The sequence below is a fragment of the Acidovorax sp. LjRoot129 genome, assembly GCF_964253765.1.
Classification (GTDB): domain Bacteria; phylum Pseudomonadota; class Gammaproteobacteria; order Burkholderiales; family Burkholderiaceae_C; genus Acidovorax.
This window is the reverse complement of record NZ_CAXUSE020000001.1, coordinates 4,667,058-4,687,500: the sequence shown is the minus strand read 5'-3', so window position 1 is coordinate 4,687,500 and position 20,443 is coordinate 4,667,058. Positions and strand designations below refer to the sequence as shown.

Sequence of the window (20,443 nt, the reverse complement as noted above, 5' to 3'; positions counted from 1 at the left end):
TCCCTAAAATTGGCTAAGTGGGAAACGAAGTGGGAAGGCTAAAACAGTCAGGATGTTGGCTTAGAAGCAGCCATCATTTAAAGAAAGCGTAATAGCTCACTGATCGAGTCGTCCTGCGCGGAAGATGTAACGGGGCTAAGCCAGTTACCGAAGCTGCGGATGTGCAATTTATTGCACGTGGTAGGAGAGCGTTCTGTAGGCCTGTGAAGGTGTCTGGTGACGGATGCTGGAGGTATCAGAAGTGCGAATGCTGACATGAGTAGCGTTAAAGGGGGTGAAAAGCCCCCTCGCCGTAAGCGCAAGGTTTTCTACGCAACGTTCATCGGCGTAGAGTGAGTCGGCCCCTAAGGCGAGGCAGAGATGCGTAGCTGATGGGAAACAGGTCAATATTCCTGTACCGATCAATAGTGCGATGTGGGGACGGAGAAGGTTAGCTCAGCCAACTGTTGGATATGTTGGTTCAAGCCTGTAGTCGTGCCTGGTAGGCAAATCCGCCGGGCTTAGATGAGGGGTGATAACGAGTCTGCTTGCAGACGAAGTGAGTGATACCCTGCTTCCAGGAAAAGCCACTAAGCTTCAGCTATTGACGACCGTACCGCAAACCGACACTGGTGCGCGAGATGAGTATTCTAAGGCGCTTGAGAGAACTCAGGAGAAGGAACTCGGCAAATTGATACCGTAACTTCGGGAGAAGGTATGCCCCAAGTAGGTGAACCTGTACAAGGCGAGCCCAACGGGGTTGCAAAAAATCGGTGGCTGCGACTGTTTAATAAAAACACAGCACTCTGCAAACACGAAAGTGGACGTATAGGGTGTGACGCCTGCCCGGTGCTGGAAGATTAAATGATGGGGTGCAAGCTCTTGATTGAAGTCCCAGTAAACGGCGGCCGTAACTATAACGGTCCTAAGGTAGCGAAATTCCTTGTCGGGTAAGTTCCGACCTGCACGAATGGCGTAACGATGGCCACACTGTCTCCTCCTGAGACTCAGCGAAGTTGAAATGTTTGTGATGATGCAATCTCCCCGCGGAAAGACGGAAAGACCCCATGAACCTTTACTGTAGCTTTGTATTGGACTTTGAACAGATCTGTGTAGGATAGGTGGGAGGCTTTGAAGTGAGGTCGCTAGATCTCATGGAGCCAACGTTGAAATACCACCCTGGTGTGTTTGAGGTTCTAACCTAGGTCCATTATCTGGATCGGGGACAGTGCATGGTAGGCAGTTTGACTGGGGCGGTCTCCTCCCAAAGCGTAACGGAGGAGTTCGAAGGTACGCTAGTTACGGTCGGACATCGTGACGATAGTGCAATGGCATAAGCGTGCTTAACTGCGAGACTGACAAGTCGAGCAGATGCGAAAGCAGGACATAGTGATCCGGTGGTTCTGTATGGAAGGGCCATCGCTCAACGGATAAAAGGTACTCTGGGGATAACAGGCTGATACCGCCCAAGAGTTCATATCGACGGCGGTGTTTGGCACCTCGATGTCGGCTCATCTCATCCTGGGGCTGTAGCCGGTCCCAAGGGTATGGCTGTTCGCCATTTAAAGAGGTACGTGAGCTGGGTTTAAAACGTCGTGAGACAGTTTGGTCCCTATCTTCCGTGGGCGCTGCAGATTTGAGGAAGCCTGCTCCTAGTACGAGAGGACCGGAGTGGACACACCTCTGGTGTATCGGTTGTCACGCCAGTGGCATTGCCGAGTAGCTAAGTGTGGAAGAGATAACCGCTGAAAGCATCTAAGCGGGAAACTCGTTTCAAGATGAGATCTGCCGGGGCCTTGAGCCCCCTAAAGAGTCGTTCAAGACCAGGACGTTGATAGGTCAGGTGTGGAAGCGCAGTAATGCGTTAAGCTAACTGATACTAATTGCTCGTGAGGCTTGACCCTATAACTTTGATTGCCAGCATGCATCCAGAAATGAATGTGTGCAAAGCTCAAAGATTGTTATGCCAAGTTGACGCAGTCAAAACACCAAAAGCTGATTTAACTCTATGAATTCGTTGTACTGAACTCCCCACGCGGCGTTCAGTATGGCAACCCTTTATGCCTGATGACCATAGCAAGTTGGTACCACTCCTTCCCATCCCGAACAGGACAGTGAAACGACTTTGCGCCGATGATAGTGCGGGTTCCCGTGTGAAAGTAGGTCATCGTCAGGCTCTTACAGCCCAGAAAACCCCAGTCAGATATGACTGGGGTTTTTTGCTTTGCTGAGTGCGATTTTTATCGGCACGTGCTGACTAAAAAGCAGCCCATATAAATAGCGAACACATTCATTCTCAGTTACACCCTTCGAAGATCGCGTGTGGCTCTAGGCAACGCGGTTGTCGGTGCGCAACCGGATAAACAGAGCACCACAAAGACTTCGACCTTCCCAGTACAGGAAGAACGTTACCCCGCAATGCGGTGCCTGAATCTGTGAACCCCGTCCGAGTCCAGCCAGCGATCCATTTGTCCTCCGAGCCATAAATAGTGCAAGTGGGCCAACGCTTCGCCCATCGCAAAGGTCATCTGGTGAGCATCCAGGGTTCGCTTGAACAGAACAGGCAGGATGTCTGCTGCCGACAAGCCCGCAGCACTGCCTGCGTCTACGTCCATGATGTCCTTGAGGCGATCTCGGTGGTGATCTTCAAGTTGCTGGATCCGCTGATGCAAGCCTGTAAAAGGCTTGCCGTGCGATGGCAGCACCAGGGTATTCAGCGGTAGATCGAGGTACCTGGTGAGCGACGTCAAAAACAACCGCAAGGAGTCGGCCTCAGGCTCCGTGGCATGAACGCTCACATTCGTGGATATGCGCGGCAGCACCATATCGCCACTCAGCAATACGCCCAACTCCTGGCAGTGCAGGGCGATGTGCTCCGGCGCGTGGCCGTACCCACTGATGCATTGCCACGCTCGTCCCCCAATCTCGACGGCCCCCCCGTCCAGCAGCCTGCGGAACGTCGATGGAAGCGCCGGGACCAGGGTCGGAAAATAAGACACACGCGCGCGAACGTGCTGCAAGAACTCCTCGTCCCGCATGCCGTGCAAGGCGTAAAAGTCAGCGTTCGCCCCGCCCCCAAAGCCCTCACGGTCATAAACGGCGATTCTTGCTGTGTTGTAGTCCGTGGCGCTGATCCACAGGCGCACCTGCCAGCGCTCGCAGATCCAATGCGCCAGGCCGATGTGGTCCGGGTGCATGTGGGTCACGATCACACGCAACACGGGAAGCCCTTCCAGGCAGTTCGCAAAAACTTGCTCCCACTGCGCGCGCGTCGTGGCGCTGTCGATGCAGCAGTCCACCACCGTCCAGCCGTCGACCAGATGGCCGTGAATGTCGGGCTGTCGGTCGCTCAGCAGCCACAAGTTGATATGGTCCAGCGCGAACGGCAGCCCCATCCGTATCCATCGAATCCCCGGTGCGACCTCCAGCACGGAACCCTCGCCAGGCAGTGTGTCGCCCAATGGGTAGTGGATTTGGTGTTCAAGAGAATTCATGGCGGCTACCGGATGGGTTAGCATTGACGTTAACGTAAACGTCATGCATCCAGGCATTGTAGGGATTGGCGGCCGACGGGCTGTCTCCTGGGCGAAACCACCTGCGCTGCATTCCACAAGCACATGGCCAACACCTACAGCATCAGCGATCTCGCCAAAGAGTTCGACCTCACCACGCGGGCCATCCGGTTCTATGAAGACATGGGCCTGCTGCAGCCGGAGCGCACTGGCGCCGCTGGCCGCAACCGTGTCTACAGCGCGCGGGACCGCACCCGCTTGCGGTTGACTCTCCGGGCCAAGCGCCTGGGCCTGTCGCTCACCGAGGCCAAGGAGATCATCGACCTCTACGACAGCCCCCGCGACACCGGTGTGCAGCTGCGCAAGTTCCTCGACGTACTGGTGGTTCACCGCAAGCAGTTGGAAGAGCAAATGGCCGACCTGAAGGCCAATCTCGAAGAGGTGCAAGACCACGAGAGCGACGCTCGGGCCCTGCTGCTCAAGCTCGAAAAACAAAAATGATTCATAATTGACGTTTACGTAAACGTAAATCTGGAGACCGTGTGACCACGACCCCTTTCGAGCCCCGCAACGCCGAGTACGCCGCCCGTGTGCGCGACAGCTTTGCACTCCAGGGTGCCATGCAAACGCTGGGCGCTAACCTGGGCCATATCGCTCCGGGCGCGGTGGACATCGAACTGGCCTGGGCCGCGGCCCTGACCCAACAGCACGGATTTCTGCACGCCGGCATGGTGGCCACGGCGCTGGATTCCGCCTGCGGCTATGCCGGCTTCACCTTGATGACTGCTGACGCGGCCGTGCTCACCATCGAATTCAAGATCAACCTGCTCGCGCCAGCCAAAGGCGAGCGCTTCCGCATGGAAGGCCGGGTGCTCAAGCCCGGCCGCACCATCACGGTGTGCGAGGGCAGGGCGTTCGCCATCGACGGCGGACAAGAAAAGCTGGTCGCCACCATGGGCTGCACGCTCATGGCGGTCACTGGCCGCGACAACATCCAGGGCTGACCACAAGCCTTTTGCCCTTCACCTTTGAGGAGACATCCATGAGCATTCCCGCCAGCCTTCCCGGCCTGAACTTCCAGTTGGGCGAAGACATCGACGCGCTGCGCGACGCCGTGCGCGACTTCGCCCAGGCCGAGATCGCCCCCCGCGCCGCAGAGATCGACCGCAGCGACCAGTTCCCCATGGACCTGTGGCGCAAGATGGGCGACCTGGGCGTGCTCGGCATCACCGTGTCCGAAGAGTATGGCGGCGCTGCCATGGGCTACCTGGCCCACATGGTGGCGATGGAAGAAATCTCCCGCGCCAGCGCCTCGGTCGGGCTGTCGTACGGTGCGCACAGCAACCTGTGCGTGAACCAAATCAACCGCAACGGCAACGAGGCGCAAAAGTCCAAATACCTGCCCAAGCTCATCAGCGGCGAACACGTGGGCGCTTTGGCTATGAGCGAGCCGGGCGCGGGCTCCGACGTGATCAGCATGAAGCTCAAGGCCGAGGACAAGGGCGGCTACTACCTGCTCAACGGCAACAAGATGTGGATCACCAACGGCCCCGACGCCGACACCCTGGTGGTCTACGCCAAGACCGAACCCGAGCTGGGGGCACGCGGCGTCACGGCCTTCCTGATCGAAAAAGGCATGCCGGGCTTCAGCATCGCGCAAAAGCTCGACAAGCTGGGCATGCGCGGCAGCCATACGGGTGAGCTCGTGTTCAACAACGTCGAAGTGCCTGCAGCCAACGTGCTCGGCGGCGTCAATCAGGGCGCCAAAGTCCTGATGAGCGGCCTGGATTACGAACGCGCGGTGCTCACCGGCGGGCCGCTGGGCATCATGCAGTCCGTCATGGACAACGTGATCCCGTACATCCACGACCGCAAGCAGTTCGGCCAGAGCATCGGTGAGTTCCAGCTCATCCAGGGCAAGGTGGCAGACATGTACACCGTGCTGCAGGCCGGGCGCTCGTTCGCCTACACCGTGGCCAAGAACCTCGACATGCTGGGCACCGACCATGTGCGCCAGGTGCGCAAGGACTGCGCCAGCGTCATCCTGTGGTGCGCCGAAAAAGCCACCTGGATGGCCGGCGAAGGCGTGCAGATCTATGGCGGCAACGGATATATCAACGAGTACCCCCTGGGCCGCCTGTGGCGGGATGCGAAACTCTACGAGATCGGCGCCGGCACGAGCGAGATCCGCCGAATGCTGATCGGCCGCGAGCTGTTCGCCGAGACCTGCTGAGCCCGCCGCCCCAGCCGACCCCGGGCGGCACGTTGACTTCAAGGACCCCATGACGACCTCCATCGACGACCTCTTTGTCCACAACCGCGCCTGGGCCGCCCAGATGGAGCGCGAGCGCCCCGGCTTCTTCACCGGCCTGCTGGCCCAGCAAAAGCCCAAGTACATGTGGGTGGGTTGCTCGGACAGCCGCGTACCGGCCAACCAGATCACCGGCCTGGAGCCCGGTGAAGTCTTCGTGCACCGCAATGTGGCCAATGTGGTGGTGCCCACCGACCTCAACTGTTTGTCCACCATCCAGTACGCGGTCGACCAGCTGCGCATCGAGCACCTCATGGTTGTGGGCCACTACGGCTGCGGCGGCGTGCTGGCCGCGCTCGAAGGCATCCGCGTGGGCCTGGCCGACAACTGGATTCGCCACGTGCAGGACGTGCGCGACCGGCACCGCGACCTCATCGCCGCTACCGCCCCCCAGTGGCGCCACGACGTGCTGTGCGAGCTCAACGCCATCGAGCAGGTGGTCAACATCGCGCAGACCACCGTCATGCTCGACGCCTGGGGCAGCGGCCAGAAGGTCACGCTGCACGGCTGGTGCTACGGCCTCAAGGACGGCCTCATCAACAACCTGCACATGACGGTGGACAGCACCGAAGGCCTGGACGCGATCTACAAGGCCGCCATCGCCGGTGTCGCTGCCAAGCACCGCGAATAGCCCGGCCCCCCACCAGGCCCCCAGCCAGCCCAGGCGCGCCATGTTTCCCCAGCGGCTCGATGCCCCCGAGGCCTACGGCATCGCCAAGGCGATGATGGACGGCTTCAACCGCCACTACCGGCTGTTCCGCACCGAGTCCGCGCGCGCCAAGCACCGCTTCGAGACGGCCGACTGGCCGGGCCAGCAGCGGGCCCAGCGCGAGCGCATCGAGTTCTATGACCTGCGGGTGAAGGAATGCGTGCGCAGGCTCGAAAAAGAGTTCGGCGCCGGCTCGCAGCCCATGGACGTGTGGCACCAGATCAAGCTCCACTACATCGGGCTGCTGGTCAACCACCACCAGCCCGAGCTGGCCGAGACTTTCTTCAACTCGGTCACCACCAAGATCCTGCACCGCACGCACTTCCACAACGACTTCATCTTCGTGCGACCGGCCGTCAGCACCGAGTACATCGAGAACGACGAGCCCGCGGCGCTGCCCACCTACCGCGCGTACTACCCCTCGCGCAGCAACCTGCACAGCACGCTGCAGGCCGTCATCGACAACTTCCGGCTGCAGCGCGAGTTCGAAGACCTCGCGCGCGACACGGCCCATGTGCTGGCCGCCATCGAGCCGCGCATCGCGCACATGACGCTGCGCGCCAACTTCCAGATCCAGGTGCTGGCCAGCCTGTTCTATCGCAACAAGGGCGCGTACGTAGTGGGCAAGATCATCAACGGCTTCAGCGAAGTGCCGTTCGCGCTGCCCATCCTGCACACCGACGCGGGCAAGCTCGCCATCGATGCCGCCCTGTTCGGCGAGGACGACCTGCTCGCGCTCTTCAGCTTTGCGCGCGCCTACTTCATGGTCGATATGGAGATCCCGAGCGCCTACGTGCAGTTCCTGCGCAGCCTCATGCCGCGCAAGCCGCGGGCCGAGATCTACAACGCCCTGGGCCTGGCCAAGCAGGGCAAGACGCTGTTCTACCGCGACTTCCTCTCGCACCTCAAGCACTCCAGCGACAAGTTCCGCATTGCGCCGGGCATCAAGGGCATGGTCATGCTGGTGTTCGACCTGCCGAGCTTTCCCTTCGTGTTCAAGCTCATCAAGGACTTCTTTCCGCACCAGAAGGAAACGACGCGCGAGCAGATCAAGGGCAAGTACCTGCTCGTCAAGCAGCACGACCGCGTGGGCCGCATGGCCGACACGCTGGAGTACAGCGAGGTCGCCTTTCCGCGCGACCGATTCGACGATGCGCTCATCGCCGAGATCGAGAAGTTCGCCCCCAGCCAGCTCGAGATCAGCGACCGCGACGGTGACGGCCAGACCGAGGTCATCATCAAGCACCTGTACATCGAGCGCCGCATGGTGCCGCTCAACATCTACCTGCAAGAGGCCTTCGACACGGGCCTGTCCGACCCGCGCGCCCATCAGCGGATGGAGCGCAGCGTGATCGAATACGGTAACGCCATCAAGGACCTGGTGGCCGCCAACATCTTCCCCGGCGACATGCTGTGGAAGAACTTCGGCATCACCCGCAACGGCAAGGTCGTGTTTTACGACTATGACGAAATCGAATACCTCACCGACTGCAACTTCCGCCGCGTGCCCACGCCGCGCAACGAGGAAGAAGAGATGAGCGGCGAGGTCTGGTACAGCGTCGGCCCGCGCGACGTGTTCCCCGAAACCTTCGGCCCCTTCCTGCTGGGCAACGACGCCGTGCGCGAGGTCTTCATGAAGCACCACGCAGACCTGCTCGATGCCGCCTTCTGGCAGTCGCACAAGGAGCGCATCCAGGCCGGCCACATGCTCGACGTCTTTCCGTACGACAGCGACCGGCGCTTCGACCACAACGCGTCCACCGTGGCCGCAGTACCCACAGCGCCCACCATGCCCGCAGCGCAAGCCTGACGGTCCCGGCGCTGCAGACAGCCATCCAACGCTTCGATTCATCCACCCCATACCGACAGCAACCCAGGAGACCACACCATGACCTCATCCACGCAAGACCCCATCGTCATCGTCGGCGCAGCGCGCACCCCCATGGGGTCGCTGCAGGGCGATTTCTCGAACCTGTCCGCCCATGACCTGGGCGGCGCCGCGATCAAGGCCGCCATGGAGCGCGCAGGCGTGTCGCCCGACGCCGTGGGCGAAGTGCTGTTCGGCAATTGCCTGATGGCGGGCCAGGGCCAGGCACCTGCGCGCCAGGCAGCCTTCAAGGGCGGACTGCCCAAAGGAGCGGGCGCGGTCACGCTGTCCAAGATGTGCGGCTCCGGCATGAAGGCCGCCATGCTGGCGCACGACATGCTCCTGGCCGGCACGCACGACGTCATGGTGGCCGGCGGCATGGAGAGCATGACCAACGCGCCCTACCTGCTGCAAAAGGGCCGCGGCGGCTACCGCCTGGGCCACGACCGCATCTTCGACCACATGATGCTCGACGGCTTGGAAGACGCCTACGAGGCCGGCCGCTCCATGGGCACGTTTGGCGAAGACTGCGCCGCCAAGTACCAGTTCACCCGCGAGCAGCAGGACGCCTTCGCCACCGCCAGTGTGCAGCGCGCCAAGGCCGCCACCGAGTCAGGCGCGTTCGCGGCCGAGATCGTGCCGGTGACCGTCAAGACCCGTGCGGGCGAGACGGTGGTGTCGACCGACGAGGGCCCGGGCAAGGTCAAGCTCGAGAAGATCGCCACCCTGAAGCCCGCGTTCAAAAAGGATGGCACCATCACCGCCGCGTCCAGCTCCAGCATCAACGACGGCGCTGCCGCGCTGGTGATGATGCGCGAGTCCACGGCGAAGAAGCTCGGCGCCACGCCCCTGGCCCGCATCGTGAGCCACGCCACCCATGCGCAAGAGCCCGAATGGTTTGCCACCGCACCACTGGGGGCCACGCAGAAGGCGCTGGCCAAGGCGGGCTGGCAGGTCGGCGACGTGCAGCTGTGGGAGATCAACGAAGCCTTCGCCGTGGTGCCCATGGCGCTGATGAAAGAGCTGGACCTGCCGCACGACAAGGTCAACGTGAACGGCGGCGCCTGCGCGCTGGGCCACCCCATCGGCGCGAGCGGCGCGCGCATCATGGTCACGCTGATGTACGCGCTGAAGGCCCGCGGCCTGACCAAGGGCCTGGCCACGCTGTGCATCGGCGGCGGCGAGGCCACGGCCGTGGCGCTGGAACTGGTCTGATGGCGGCGCCCGCATCGCCCGAGATCGCCGCGTTCTGGGCTGAGTTCAGCGCCGCGCAGCCCACGCTGCAGGCACTGCCCCTGCGCGACCGCGTGGAAGCGGCCAACACCATTCTCGAGCGCCACCTTGAAGGCCTGGCGCTCGAGATGTCCGGCGGCGACGACGACGCGGTGGTGGACCTCATCGCCACCGCGCACGGCAGCGTCGACAACTTCCCGCTGCTCATGCAACTGGTGGCCGCAGCGCCCGCATTGGCGCACTACCGCCTGCGGGCTTTCCGCGAACGCACCACCCAGCCCGACTTTCCCATCGGCATGGACGGCTTCGAGCTGGAGACGTCCGACGTGCTGGTGGCCTGCGGCCGCGATGACGGCCAGGCCGCGCTGGAGATCCGATTCGGCCGCGAGATCCCGAGCGACTACCAGGATCACGCGCGCAACATGGCGTTCATCATGCTCGACCATGTGCTGGGCGAGTACGACTTTGCGGTGAAGGTGGGCGCCGTGGACTTTGTGGACGTTGCGCAAGACCCCGACGTGCAGTGGACCCCGCTCAGCCAACTGCCAGCCGTGTTCGACCGCCACTGGACCGACACGCTCGGCCGCACGGGCGAGTTTCCCCAGGGCGAGCACGACTGGGCCGGGATGACGGTCGCCTTCGGCCCAGGCGCCGAGGGCAGTGGTGAGGAGGGTGGGGAGCGCGGCAGCAATAGCGATAGCGATAGCGAAGACGACCCCGCAGACACCGCCATCGTCATGGTCAACCGCAGCGCCCACCCCGTCGCCATGCGGGCCGACCTGGCCTATGCGTTCGAGCTGGACCTGGCCGTCGAAAACCGCGACGAGCTGGCTGCCGTGCAGGCCTTGCAAGACCAGGCCGCCACCTTGCTCGAGCTGCCGCAGCTGGGCATCCTGGCCTACACCATGACCCGTGCCGGGCGCCGCAAGGCCGTCTACTACGTGGGCGACGAGCAGATGGCACGCCAGGCGCTGGCGCCGCTGCTGCTGCGCGACGAAGCCGCCTCGCTGGAGCTGACCACGCGCTTCGACCCCACGTGGTCGGGCTACTTCGAATTCGCCGTCCACCTGTAGAACGCGGCTTTGTACAACGTGTCATCTGCATTGCTATTAATTTAATAGCTGCTTACGCTTGTCTATCAAGCGGTAGAGCACTGAAAGGTCTTGAAAATGAAGTCCATCCTCATCATCGGCGCATCGCGCGGCATCGGGCTGGAGCTGGTGCGCCAGTACACCGACGCGGGCCGCCGCGTGATCGCCACCGTGCGCGACGACGCGGGGCGCGAGCGGGTGCAGGCCCTGGGTGCCGAAGTGCTGACCATCGACGTGGCTTACCCCGCCAGCGTGAGCGGCCTGGCCTGGCAGCTCGACGGCGAGAAGATCGACTTGGCCTGGTACGTGGCGGGCGTCATACGGCGCCCCAACGCCACCACGCCGCCCACGCAGGAAGACTTCGACGCGGTCATGCACGCCAACGTGCTGGGCGCCATGCAGACCATCCCGCAGGTGGCGCCCCTGGTGGCTGACGCGGGTGGGGTGTTCGCATTTCTGTCGTCGTCCATGTCGCAGATCGAGGGCGTGGCCAACAGCGGCTCGTGGCTGTACCGCACCAGCAAGGCCGCGCTGAACATGGCCGTGGCCTCGGCGCAGCACGACTACCCCGGCGCCACCCTCATCACCATTGACCCCGGCTGGGTGCAGACCGACATGGGCGGCGATGGCGCTGCGCTGACGGTGCAGGACAGCGTGCGTGGCCTGCGCGCCACCGTGGCGGGCGTCACGGCCGCCGACAAGGGCCGCCTGCTGCACCACGACGGCCGCCGCGCGGCCCACTGGTAATTCTTTCGACCGAACACAACGACTTCCGGAGACAAGCCCCATGCTGCTGACCCAAGACCAGGAAATGATCCGCGACGCGGTGCGCGACTTTTCCCAAGAACAGATCTGGCCCCACGCCGCCCGCTGGGACAAAGAGCACCACTTCCCGCACGACGTGCACCAGGGCCTGGCCGCCCTGGGCGCCTACGGCATCTGCGTGCCGGAGGAGTTCGGCGGCGCTGACCTCGACTACCTCACGCTCGCGCTGGTGCTCGAAGAGATCGCCGCCGGCGACGGCGGCACCAGCACCGCCATCAGCGTGACCAACTGCCCCGTCAACGCCATCCTCCTGCGCTACGGCAACGCCCAGCAAAAGCGCGACTGGCTCACGCCGCTGGCGCAAGGCCAGATGCTGGGCGCGTTCTGCCTGACCGAGCCGCATGTGGGCTCCGACGCCTCGGCGTTGCGCACCACGGCCGTCAAGCAAGGCGATGAATACGTCATCAACGGCGTCAAGCAGTTCATCACCAGCGGCAAGAACGGGCAGGTGGCCATCGTCATCGCCGTCACCGACAAAGGTGCGGGCAAGAAGGGCATGAGCGCCTTCCTCGTGCCCACCAACGCGCCGGGCTACGTGGTGGCGCGGCTCGAAGACAAGCTGGGACAACATTCCAGCGACACCGCGCAGATCAACTTCGACAACTGCCGCGTCCCGGCCGAGAACCTCATCGGCGCGGAAGGCGAGGGCTACAAGATCGCCCTGGGCGCGCTCGAAGGCGGCCGCATCGGCATCGCCGCCCAAAGCGTGGGCATGGCGCGCAGCGCCTTCGACGTGGCGCTCGCGTATTCGAAGGAGCGCGAGAGCTTCGGCACCGCCATCTTCAACCACCAGGCCGTGGGTTTCAGGCTGGCCGACTGCGCCACGCAGATCGAGGCCGCGCGCCAGCTCATATGGCACGCCGCCGCGCTGCGTGATGCAGGCCGCCCCTGCCTGAAAGAAGCCGCCATGGCCAAGCTCTTCGCCAGCGAGATGGCCGAGCGCGTGTGCAGCGCCGCCATCCAGACCCTGGGCGGCTACGGCGTGGTGAACGACTTCCCGGTGGAGCGCATCTACCGCGACGTGCGCGTCTGCCAGATCTACGAAGGCACGAGCGACGTGCAGAAGATCATCATCCAGCGCGCGCTGGCGTAGCTCCGCGAAGCTTCCTGAGGCCCTATCCCGCGCTGTGGCGCCGCTGCAGCACCACGGTGATCTGACCGTTGGTTTCGATGGTGGCGCGTTCCACCTCGTGCAGGTGCAGGCATCCGCCGGCCCGCAGCGCGGCGTTGAGGTCTTCGGTGGACAGCAGCTCCTGCCGCATGAGCGCGGTGTCCACATGGCCGTCGCGCACCAGCACCTGGGGCGTGCCGTCTATCAGGCGCTCGACCCGCGCGAAGCGAAATGTGAGCTGTGCCAGCAGCACATGGCAAACGACAAGCGTGGCGGCTGAGATGAGCCCGCCCACCAGCGAGTTGTCGCCCGCGTTCATCGAGTTCTGCACCGCGTTCGACAGAATGAGCAGCAGCACCAGATCGAACGGCGCGAACTGGCCGGTCTGCCGCTTGCCTGTCAGGCGCAGAAACACCAGCAAAAACACATACACCACCACGCCGCGCACGACGAACTCCCACCACGGCACGACTGTTGTCCACATGACCGACTCCTTGTTGATTGAACGGGCTGCCGGATCGTAGTCGGGATGGGTCGCGCGGGTGGGCGAAAATCGGCTCCTGCGCTGCGCCATGTGCGGGCTGTGTCGACCACGGCCGTCGGCATGGCCGTGCATCCCACACAACCCACCAAGAAAGATCCGTCCCCATGCTGCGTCGCCAGTTTCACCACGCCACTGCGGGCGCCCTGGGCGGGCTTGTGCTGCTGGCAGCCCACCAGCGAGCGCTGGCCCTGTCACTCGGGGACCTCAGCAGCGTGGATGCGTCCAGCGGCCTCAAGGCCGCGCTAGGGCAAGGCGCCCAGGCGGCGGTGGCGCTGCTGGGCCGGCCCGACGGCTTTCTGGGCAATCCCAAGGTCCGCATCGGTCTGCCCGGATATTTGGAAGACGCCGCCAAAGTGATGAAGTCCCTCGGCCAGGGCCGGCGCATCGATGAGTTGGTCACCTCCATCAACCGCGCAGCCGAGGCCGCCGTGCCCATGGGCAAAGACTTGCTGGTGAGCGCGGTGCAGAAGATGACCGTGACCGACGCCAAGAACATCCTCACTGGCGGCAGCACCTCGGTCACCCTGTTCTTTGCCGACAAGACCCGCGCGCCGCTGTCCGAACGCTTTTTGCCCGTGGTCAACCAGGCCACCGAAAAGGTCGGCCTTACGCAGAAGTACAACGCGTTCGCGGGCAAGGCAGCAGGCTTTGGCCTGCTCAAGCCCGAGGAGTCCAACCTCGCGCAGTACGTGACCGGCAAGACCCTGGACGGCCTGTACTACATGATCGGCGAGGAAGAGCGCCGCATCCGCCAGGACCCGGCCAGTGCCGGCAGCGCCATCGCCAAGAAAGTCTTCGGAGCCTTGCGGTGACGCGCGGCCACCGCCCCGCGGCCATTCCATGCCGTTGAAGAACACCGACCCCTGCCCCTGCGGGCGCACCCAGGCCACACCCGGCAAGGGCGCCAGGGCGGCAGCCTTGCCGTATGCCAACTGCTGCGGACGCTACCTCGACCACTGGGACGATGCTCCCGCGCCCGACGCCGAGAGCCTCATGCGGTCGCGCTACACCGCTTTTGTCCTGGAGCATGGCGACTATCTGCAGGCCACATGGCATGCCAGCACCCGCCCGGCCGCGCTGGACTTCGAGCCCGGCACCAAGTGGCTGGGCCTCGAAGTGCGCAGCCACCGCGCGACCAGCGACGACCGCGCCGTCGTGGAGTTCGTCGCCCGCTACCGCGTGGGCGGCCGCGCGGTGCGCCTGCACGAGACCAGCCGCTTCGTGTGTGAGCAGGGGAGGTGGTTCTATGTGGATGGGGATTCGTCCTGACACGCTGCAAGCACTGACGGAATGCCATGCATGCACAAACAGATTCACTCGCACAGAGCAACATGGCGCAGCCCGGGGACACGGGCGCGGTCGACATCAAAGAGAGGGTGATTCATGGAGCGATGGACAACATTGGCGACCGCTGCCGCACTGCTGCTGGCAGCGGTGCCGCTCTGGATGTGGGTGGCTGTGGCGCGCGGCTTGGCCGCCCTGCGGATGCAGCAGATTCAGTCGACGACTGTGGAGCGCGCGGAGGTTCCCGCCCCCTACCGCGCCATTCTGGACGCCGCTGAACCGGAAGCTGCAGCCCTGGGCTTTGCCTACGTTTACAGCCTGAAATCCTCCCCGATCGCGCACATTTCTGGAATGCCGTGGATCTACAGCGATGTGTATGTGTCTGCCGATAGGCGCTCGCAGCTGCAGGTATCTCCCTCCAACTTGCCCGATGCGTCCCGGCCCTGCGTCTTCCAGTGGGTCACGGTGTGGGGGGGGCGGCCTCCCCCATGAGGTGACGCTGCACTGCTACCGGCATTTCTTGCTCTGGTGGCCGCCTACGTGCCAGGTACACGATGACTACGTCGCCTCCGTGCGCGAAGCCTGGCAAGGTCACCAGCGCCGCGTGGATGCGGGATGTGCCGCTGGCCGGCAGCCCGTGACGGATATCGACACGGTTCGGGACGCGACGATCGCCTGGTCGCAAGAGATGCTGCCGTATGGCGTAGCCCAGGGCTACCTCACACCTTTGCCAGGGGCGCTCGCCGCCGAGCCCGGATCCGTTGGCGTACCGCTGTGGCGTATCCGCTGGCCGGCGGCGATGCGGCTCGCACCGGCGTTGCTGCGCGGTGTGCGCCGGTCTGGCAGGGTGCTTTCGGGCCACCCGGCGGCTGCCGCCTCCGCGCTGCCGAACGCGGAAGTGGCCTTGCAGAACGACCTGCAAGCCTTTGAGCAGCACCAGTCGCACATGGCCGAGGTCGCAGCCCGGCCGCGGCGCAAATGGCTGGCGTTGGGTGTCACGGCTGCCTTGTTCATGGTGGTGGGCGGACTGCTGATGAGCTGGCGCAGCGCACTGCTGGTGCTGGTGGCCATTGCCCTGCACGAAGGCGGCCACTGGTGGGCCATGCGGTGTTTCGGCTATCGCAATCTCTCGGTGCTCTTCATCCCCGGGCTCGGCGGCGTCGCCATGGGGCACAAGCCCGAGGCCTCGACCTGGAACAAGCTGGGCGTGTATCTGGCAGGCCCGATGCCCGGACTGCTGCTGGGTGTGGCGCTGTTGTTGGCGGTCGCCCGTGGCTGGCTCCCCAGTTCCGGATGGGTATCCGACTTCGCGATCATGTGCCTCGCAATCAACTACCTCAACCTGCTGCCCGTGCACCCTCTGGATGGAGGCAGGGTGGTCGAATCCCTGCTCTTCGTGCGCTGGCCGGTGCTGCGCTTTGCGTTCGTGCTGATCGGGGTATTTGCGTTGGCGGCGTTGGGTTGGTTTTTGGGCGATGCGGTGACGTTGGCGCTGGCAGGACTGCTGGCGCTGGGGCTGGCACACCACTGGCGCCTGATGCGGGTGGATCAGCTGGTGGCCCGGCCCGCCGCCGGGCAGGCGCTGTCGGAGCGCGACGCTGCCGCCCGCATCTTCAAGGCCACGCAGCATCCCCGGTTTTCTCGCTGGTCGTTCACGCAGCGTCTGGCCGCCGTCCGGGCCCTGCTGCCAGAGTTCCAGGGCGCGCGCCTGGGTGTGGTGGGCACGTTGGCAGGGCTGGTCCTGTATGCCGCTTGTCTGGCGCTTCCCGTGGTGGCCTTGGTGGCATCGGGTGCAGCGAGCGGGTGGTGGCCGGTGAAGTCTGCACCGAAGTACCCGCCCGACGACGTGCAGAAACCTTCGGCATCCCTTCCCGCGCCGGACGCTGCTCTGTCGATAACGTCTGAAGAGTGGACCCGCAGGCTCGCCCGTGCGTCGGAGCAACCCGCCAACCAATGCCTGCAAACCTATCTGGGTGCCGCCGGCGACGCGCTCGATATGGAAGACATGCAGACAGCTCTGGAGCGGTATCAGCAGGCCTGGTTGCTGGCCGAGGGCCTGCCCGCCACCGAACCAGACCGGGCTCGCGCGCAACTGGGCCTGCTGCGCGCTACCAGCGATCCGGAAGCCGCAAGGTCCTGGGGCCTGCGTCTGCTGGCGGATGTGCCCGCCGGTGCGGGCCATGTGCTCGACACCCTGCGGGCAGAGGCCGAGCGGGACCTGGCGTACAACGCGCCCACGGTGACGGCGCAAATCGAGCACATGCAGCGTGCGCTGATGCACTGGGAAATGCTGGCGCAAGGGGCTTCGAATAACGCTACCGACCATGAAGTGCCCGCGCAGCAGGCATCGTACGCACGGTCCAGCCTGTCGCGCTGGCACGACCAGCGCGGACAACCTGGGGACGTGGACGAGGCACGCCTGCTGCTGCAAGGCAATGTGGACGCTTGGGAATGGCCTGCGCCCTCCGACCGCAGCCCGGACGCCCTGCGCAACCGCATACGCCGGACTTCAGCGATGCTGGACCTAGCATGGTTCGCGTTGGCGCATGGGCAGGCCGAGACGTCGCGGCAAATCGCACAGCGGGTCCTGACGATGATTCCTGCACAGGTCACCGTCAGTTGGGTGCATGTCCAGGACCGTGCTCTCGAAACCAGGGTGTGGGCCGATCTGTCAGGGCAGGGTATCGGCGACCTTGGTGAAAGCTGGAAGGCGTGGCAATCGTCCGCGCGCAATACCGCGCAGCCGCGGCGTGATCTGATTGCGCAGCTGGACAGGTGGGTGGTCACCCACCGGCTGGGATTGGGCGGACAGGCCGACGAGGCCCGCGCGAACGTCCTGCGGGCCGCCGAGCGCGGCGGGTACTGGGTCGAGCGCTGGTGTGGTCCCTTGGGTAACGATACCGCCGAGGCTGCGCAGGATGTGCGTGAGCGAGCCCGTCGTGATGCCGCGCAGGCCACGGGGCTGTGCGCGACCGCCAACTCTGCTGCTGCCAAGGCACCCGTGGAGAATCGATGACCCAGCCCGCGCAACCGCGCTCAATGAACATCTGAACGAAAAGTGAGTGACTGTGAAATGAACCGATTCGAAGCTATCTTGTTCGACTGCGACGGCGTGCTGGTCGACAGCGAACCCATCACCAACGGCGTGCTGCGCGACATGCTGGCCGAGGCCGGGTGGGCGCTGTCGTCCGAGGAGTGCATGCGCATCTTCATCGGCAAGACGGTGCGCAGCGAGGCGGCGCGCATCGAGGCCCACACCGGCCGGCCGCTCACCGATGCGTGGATGGCCGACTTCTATGCGCGGCGCAACACCGAGCTCGACCAGCGCCTCACGGCCATCGAACACATTCACGGCACCATCGAGCGGGTGCACGCGCACCACGGCGGGCGCATTGCCTGTGCCTCGGGGGCCGATCGGCACAAGGTGGAGATGCAGCTGGCCAAGGTGGGGCTCACGCCGTTTTTTGAAGGCCGCATCTTCAGCGGCCACGAGATGCCGCGCACCAAGCCCGCGCCCGACGTCTACCTGGCAGCGGCATCCGCACTTCAGGCCGAGCCGCTGCGCTGTGCGGTGGTGGAAGACACGGTGACGGGCGTCACGGCGGGCGTGGCAGCGGGCGCCACGGTGTTTGCCTACGCGCCGCTGGACGACGGCGAGGCCCTGCTCGCCGCGGGCGCCACGCAGGTGTTTCGCAGCATGGCCGAGTTGCCAGCGCTGCTGGGCTGCTGACTTTCTCCAACATAGGACGCGCCATGCCCAAGCCCATCTCGATGCGCAGCAGGACCTTGCCCCGGTGGTTGAAACATGGCGCTGCGCTCGCAGCGTTGGGCATGCTCATGGGCTGCTCCTCAGTGCGCCCCTGGGTCAACGAGCCGCTGCCGCCCGAAGACCAGAACATCCCGGTGCGCAAGTCCGAGCGCGACCCGACCATCCTCGTGGCTGTCACGCTCTCGGGTGGCGGGGCGCGTGCAGCGGCCTTCGGCTTTGGCGTGCTGACGGAGATGCAGCAGACACGCTTCCAGTGGAACGGCAAGGACACCACCTTGCTCGACGCCACCGATGTGGTCAGCGGCGTGTCGGGTGGCAGCATCGTGGCGGCGTACTTCGCGGCGCACGGCATCGACGGACTGCCACGCTTTGAGCACGACTTCTTGCGCCAGAACTTTCAGAACAGCCTCATCACCCAGGCTCTGCGCCCCGGCAACCTGGTGGACCTGACCTCGCCCTGGCTGGGCCGCACGCACCTGCTGGCGCGGCGGCTCGACGACCTCTATGGCGGGCTGACCTTTGGCGATGTGGAGCGGCGCCCGCGCCATCCGCAGCTGTTCATCACCGCCACCGACATGTCGCTGGGCACGGGCTTCGAGTTCACCTGGGAGCAGTTCTCGCTGATCTGCTCGGACCTGCGCAAGGTGCCGCTGTCGTTTGCGGTGGCGTCCTCGTCGGCTGTGCCGCTGCTGCTCAGCCCCATGACGCTCAAGAACTACGCCGACCAGTGCCCGGCGCACCGCGCCGCGTCCACCGTGGGCGCGCGGGCCGCGGCCGGCGACTACCGGGCCCGGCTGTACCGCGCGCACGAGCTGAGCTACACCGACGCGCAGCGCAAGCCGTACATCCACCTGGTCGATGGCGGCCTGGCCGACAACCTGGGCGTACAGCGCCTGCTGGACCGTGCCTTGGCCGGCGGTGGCCTGCGCCAGACCTTCAGCGAGGTGGGCATACCGCCTGCCACCATTCGCAAGCTGGTGCTGATCACCGTGAACGCCGAGCGCGATCCGTCGGTCAACATCGACATGAGCGATCAGGTGCCCAACATGATGCAAGTGGTGGACTCGCTGCTGTTCGGCACCGGGGCACGCGCCACGCGCGAGACGCAGGAGTTTCTGCGCGACATCACCCAGCAGTGGCGCCAGTCACTGGCCGAAGGTTCCAAGGGCGACAGCGATGCGTTCGCGCCTGACGCGGAGATCCACGTCATCCCCGTGAACCTGCGCGACGCACCGGACGACGTGGCGCGCAGGCGCTTGCTGCAGGTGCCCACGGCGTTCTCCATCGCGCACGAAGAGGTCACCGACCTCATCGAGGCCGGCGGCAGCGTGCTGCGGCACTCGCCGGAGTTTCGGGCGCTCGTGCAGTCGCTGCTGCGCAGCGCGCCGCAGCCATCGGCTGCACCGGCCGCATCGCCGCAGTAGCTGCAGGCGCCCGCGCGTGAGAATTGGGGGTCAGGGCCGCGTGTCGGGCGCAGCGGTGGTGGGCACGTCCTGGTCTTCGGCCGCCTCGATCTGCGCGGCCAGCGCACGCTGGTAGCCGGGCCGCTGCTGCAGCCGTTGCCAATAGGCCTGCGTGGCCTCGCCAAACTGCGGCGCCAGGCCCAGGTGCTCGGCCAGCAGCAACGCGTAGCCTACCGACACGTCGGCCGCGGTGAAGCGGCCCGCGCACAGGTACTCGGGGTGCGCCACGGCCGCCTCCACGCCGCGCAGGCGCGACAGGAACCAGCGGCTGTAGTCCTCCACCACCTGCGGCTGCTTGCGGTCCGCCGGCTCGAACCGGCTGTAGCGAAGCACAAGCGTTTGCGGAAAGGTGAGCGTGGCCTCGCCCAGGTGCAGCCAGTTCAGGAAGGCGCCGAAGGCCGGGTCGGCAGGGCGCACTTCGAGTCCCGCATCGGGGTGCGCCGCGGCCAGGTACTGGCAGATGGCGGCAGACTCGGTCATGCGCACCTGGCGCGGCCCCTGGCCTTGCACCAGCAGCGGCACGGTGCCCAGCGGGTTCTCCTCCAGAAACCAGCGGGCGTGGACCCGCGGCGGAAACGGCAGCATGTGCAGCACGTACGGCAGTCGCAGCTCTTCCAGCATCCACAAGGGGCGGAAGGAGCGGGCGCTGACGCAATGGTAGAGATGGATCATGGTGGGTGGGGCAGGCAGGCCACAGTGGCAGGCAGGCAGGCAGACAGACAAACAGTGGACTTCAGTTTAGTGG

General features: G+C 64.6%; 18 protein-coding genes and 2 rRNA genes (1 of these 20 running past the window's edge). 17 read left to right on the top strand and 3 right to left on the bottom strand.

The features are described from left to right. Window positions 1-1,883: ribosomal RNA gene (locus ACSQ3Q_RS21355) — 23S ribosomal RNA — on the top strand; it begins 996 nt to the left of the window's first position. A 159-nt stretch (window positions 1,884-2,042) separates the two neighbouring features. Then, window positions 2,043-2,155, top strand: a 5S ribosomal RNA gene (gene rrf / locus ACSQ3Q_RS21350). A gap of 232 nt (window positions 2,156-2,387) precedes the next feature. Here rrf and ACSQ3Q_RS21345 read toward each other — a convergent pair. Next, on the bottom strand, window positions 2,388-3,473 hold the full coding sequence (locus ACSQ3Q_RS21345) for an MBL fold metallo-hydrolase (protein WP_436136328.1): 1,086 nt from the start codon (window positions 3,471-3,473) through the stop codon (window positions 2,388-2,390). A gap of 123 nt (window positions 3,474-3,596) precedes the next feature. Between ACSQ3Q_RS21345 and ACSQ3Q_RS21340 the strand changes: the two genes are divergently transcribed. The 9 genes from ACSQ3Q_RS21340 (at window position 3,597) to ACSQ3Q_RS21300 (ending at window position 12,620) form a co-directional block, all read left to right on the top strand. Continuing rightward, window positions 3,597-3,992 carry a MerR family transcriptional regulator gene (locus ACSQ3Q_RS21340; RefSeq protein WP_436136327.1) on the top strand — a complete coding sequence of 132 codons (396 nt, stop codon included), beginning with the start codon at window positions 3,597-3,599 and terminating at the stop codon, window positions 3,990-3,992. Window positions 3,993-4,033: 41 nt separating this feature from the next. Continuing rightward, window positions 4,034-4,495, top strand: coding sequence for a PaaI family thioesterase (locus ACSQ3Q_RS21335; RefSeq protein ID WP_436136326.1), 462 nt, complete (start codon window positions 4,034-4,036; stop codon window positions 4,493-4,495). 38 nt (window positions 4,496-4,533) lie between these two features. After that, complete coding sequence (locus tag ACSQ3Q_RS21330; protein WP_436136325.1) at window positions 4,534-5,724, top strand: isovaleryl-CoA dehydrogenase; 1,191 nt, start codon at window positions 4,534-4,536, stop codon at window positions 5,722-5,724. A 49-nt stretch (window positions 5,725-5,773) separates the two neighbouring features. Next, on the top strand, window positions 5,774-6,433 hold the full coding sequence (gene can, locus ACSQ3Q_RS21325; protein ID WP_436136324.1) for a carbonate dehydratase: 660 nt from the start codon (window positions 5,774-5,776) through the stop codon (window positions 6,431-6,433). 40 nt (window positions 6,434-6,473) lie between these two features. Next, window positions 6,474-8,321 (top strand): bifunctional isocitrate dehydrogenase kinase/phosphatase, encoded by a 1,848-nt coding sequence (aceK, locus tag ACSQ3Q_RS21320; protein WP_436136323.1) that lies wholly within the window; start codon window positions 6,474-6,476, stop codon window positions 8,319-8,321. A 78-nt stretch (window positions 8,322-8,399) separates the two neighbouring features. Further along, window positions 8,400-9,593 carry an acetyl-CoA C-acyltransferase gene (locus tag ACSQ3Q_RS21315; protein ID WP_436136322.1) on the top strand — a complete coding sequence of 398 codons (1,194 nt, stop codon included), beginning with the start codon at window positions 8,400-8,402 and terminating at the stop codon, window positions 9,591-9,593. Then, window positions 9,593-10,684: a DUF695 domain-containing protein gene (locus ACSQ3Q_RS21310; protein WP_436136321.1), complete on the top strand. Its 1,092-nt coding sequence runs from the start codon at window positions 9,593-9,595 to the stop codon at window positions 10,682-10,684. Before ACSQ3Q_RS21315 ends, ACSQ3Q_RS21310 begins: the two co-directional genes overlap by 1 nt. A 96-nt stretch (window positions 10,685-10,780) precedes the next feature. After that, the gene (locus tag ACSQ3Q_RS21305; RefSeq protein WP_436136320.1) at window positions 10,781-11,449 is read left to right on the top strand and encodes an SDR family oxidoreductase; all 669 of its coding nucleotides are present in this window, start codon (window positions 10,781-10,783) and stop codon (window positions 11,447-11,449) included. Window positions 11,450-11,489: 40 nt separating this feature from the next. Continuing rightward, window positions 11,490-12,620, top strand: coding sequence for an acyl-CoA dehydrogenase family protein (locus ACSQ3Q_RS21300; RefSeq protein WP_436136319.1), 1,131 nt, complete (start codon window positions 11,490-11,492; stop codon window positions 12,618-12,620). 22 nt (window positions 12,621-12,642) lie between these two features. Here the strand turns inward: ACSQ3Q_RS21300 and ACSQ3Q_RS21295 are convergent, their stop codons facing one another. Continuing rightward, the gene (locus tag ACSQ3Q_RS21295; RefSeq protein WP_436136318.1) at window positions 12,643-13,122 is read right to left on the bottom strand and encodes a DUF421 domain-containing protein; all 480 of its coding nucleotides are present in this window, start codon (window positions 13,120-13,122) and stop codon (window positions 12,643-12,645) included. A 164-nt stretch (window positions 13,123-13,286) separates the two neighbouring features. Between ACSQ3Q_RS21295 and ACSQ3Q_RS21290 the strand changes: the two genes are divergently transcribed. From ACSQ3Q_RS21290 to ACSQ3Q_RS21265, 6 genes are all read left to right on the top strand, one after another. After that, complete coding sequence (locus ACSQ3Q_RS21290; protein WP_436136317.1) at window positions 13,287-13,994, top strand: DUF4197 domain-containing protein; 708 nt, start codon at window positions 13,287-13,289, stop codon at window positions 13,992-13,994. Between the two features lie 28 nt (window positions 13,995-14,022). Next, entirely contained in the window at window positions 14,023-14,451 is a 429-nt protein-coding gene (locus tag ACSQ3Q_RS21285) for a YchJ family protein (protein ID WP_436136316.1), read from the top strand. Between the two features lie 114 nt (window positions 14,452-14,565). After that, complete coding sequence (locus ACSQ3Q_RS21280; protein ID WP_436136315.1) at window positions 14,566-14,958, top strand: hypothetical protein; 393 nt, start codon at window positions 14,566-14,568, stop codon at window positions 14,956-14,958. A gap of 79 nt (window positions 14,959-15,037) precedes the next feature. Next, window positions 15,038-17,482: a site-2 protease family protein gene (locus ACSQ3Q_RS21275; protein ID WP_436136314.1), complete on the top strand. Its 2,445-nt coding sequence runs from the start codon at window positions 15,038-15,040 to the stop codon at window positions 17,480-17,482. Between the two features lie 57 nt (window positions 17,483-17,539). Continuing rightward, on the top strand, window positions 17,540-18,196 hold the full coding sequence (locus ACSQ3Q_RS21270; protein WP_436136313.1) for an HAD family hydrolase: 657 nt from the start codon (window positions 17,540-17,542) through the stop codon (window positions 18,194-18,196). 23 nt (window positions 18,197-18,219) lie between these two features. Next, a complete protein-coding gene (locus tag ACSQ3Q_RS21265; RefSeq protein WP_436136312.1) occupies window positions 18,220-19,659 on the top strand; it encodes a patatin-like phospholipase family protein in 1,440 nt (479 codons plus the stop codon). Window positions 19,660-19,689: 30 nt separating this feature from the next. On the opposite strand, the gene ACSQ3Q_RS21260 is transcribed toward ACSQ3Q_RS21265, so the two are convergent. After that, window positions 19,690-20,370: a glutathione S-transferase family protein gene (locus ACSQ3Q_RS21260; protein ID WP_436136311.1), complete on the bottom strand. Its 681-nt coding sequence runs from the start codon at window positions 20,368-20,370 to the stop codon at window positions 19,690-19,692. Window positions 20,371-20,443 lie beyond the last annotated feature (73 nt).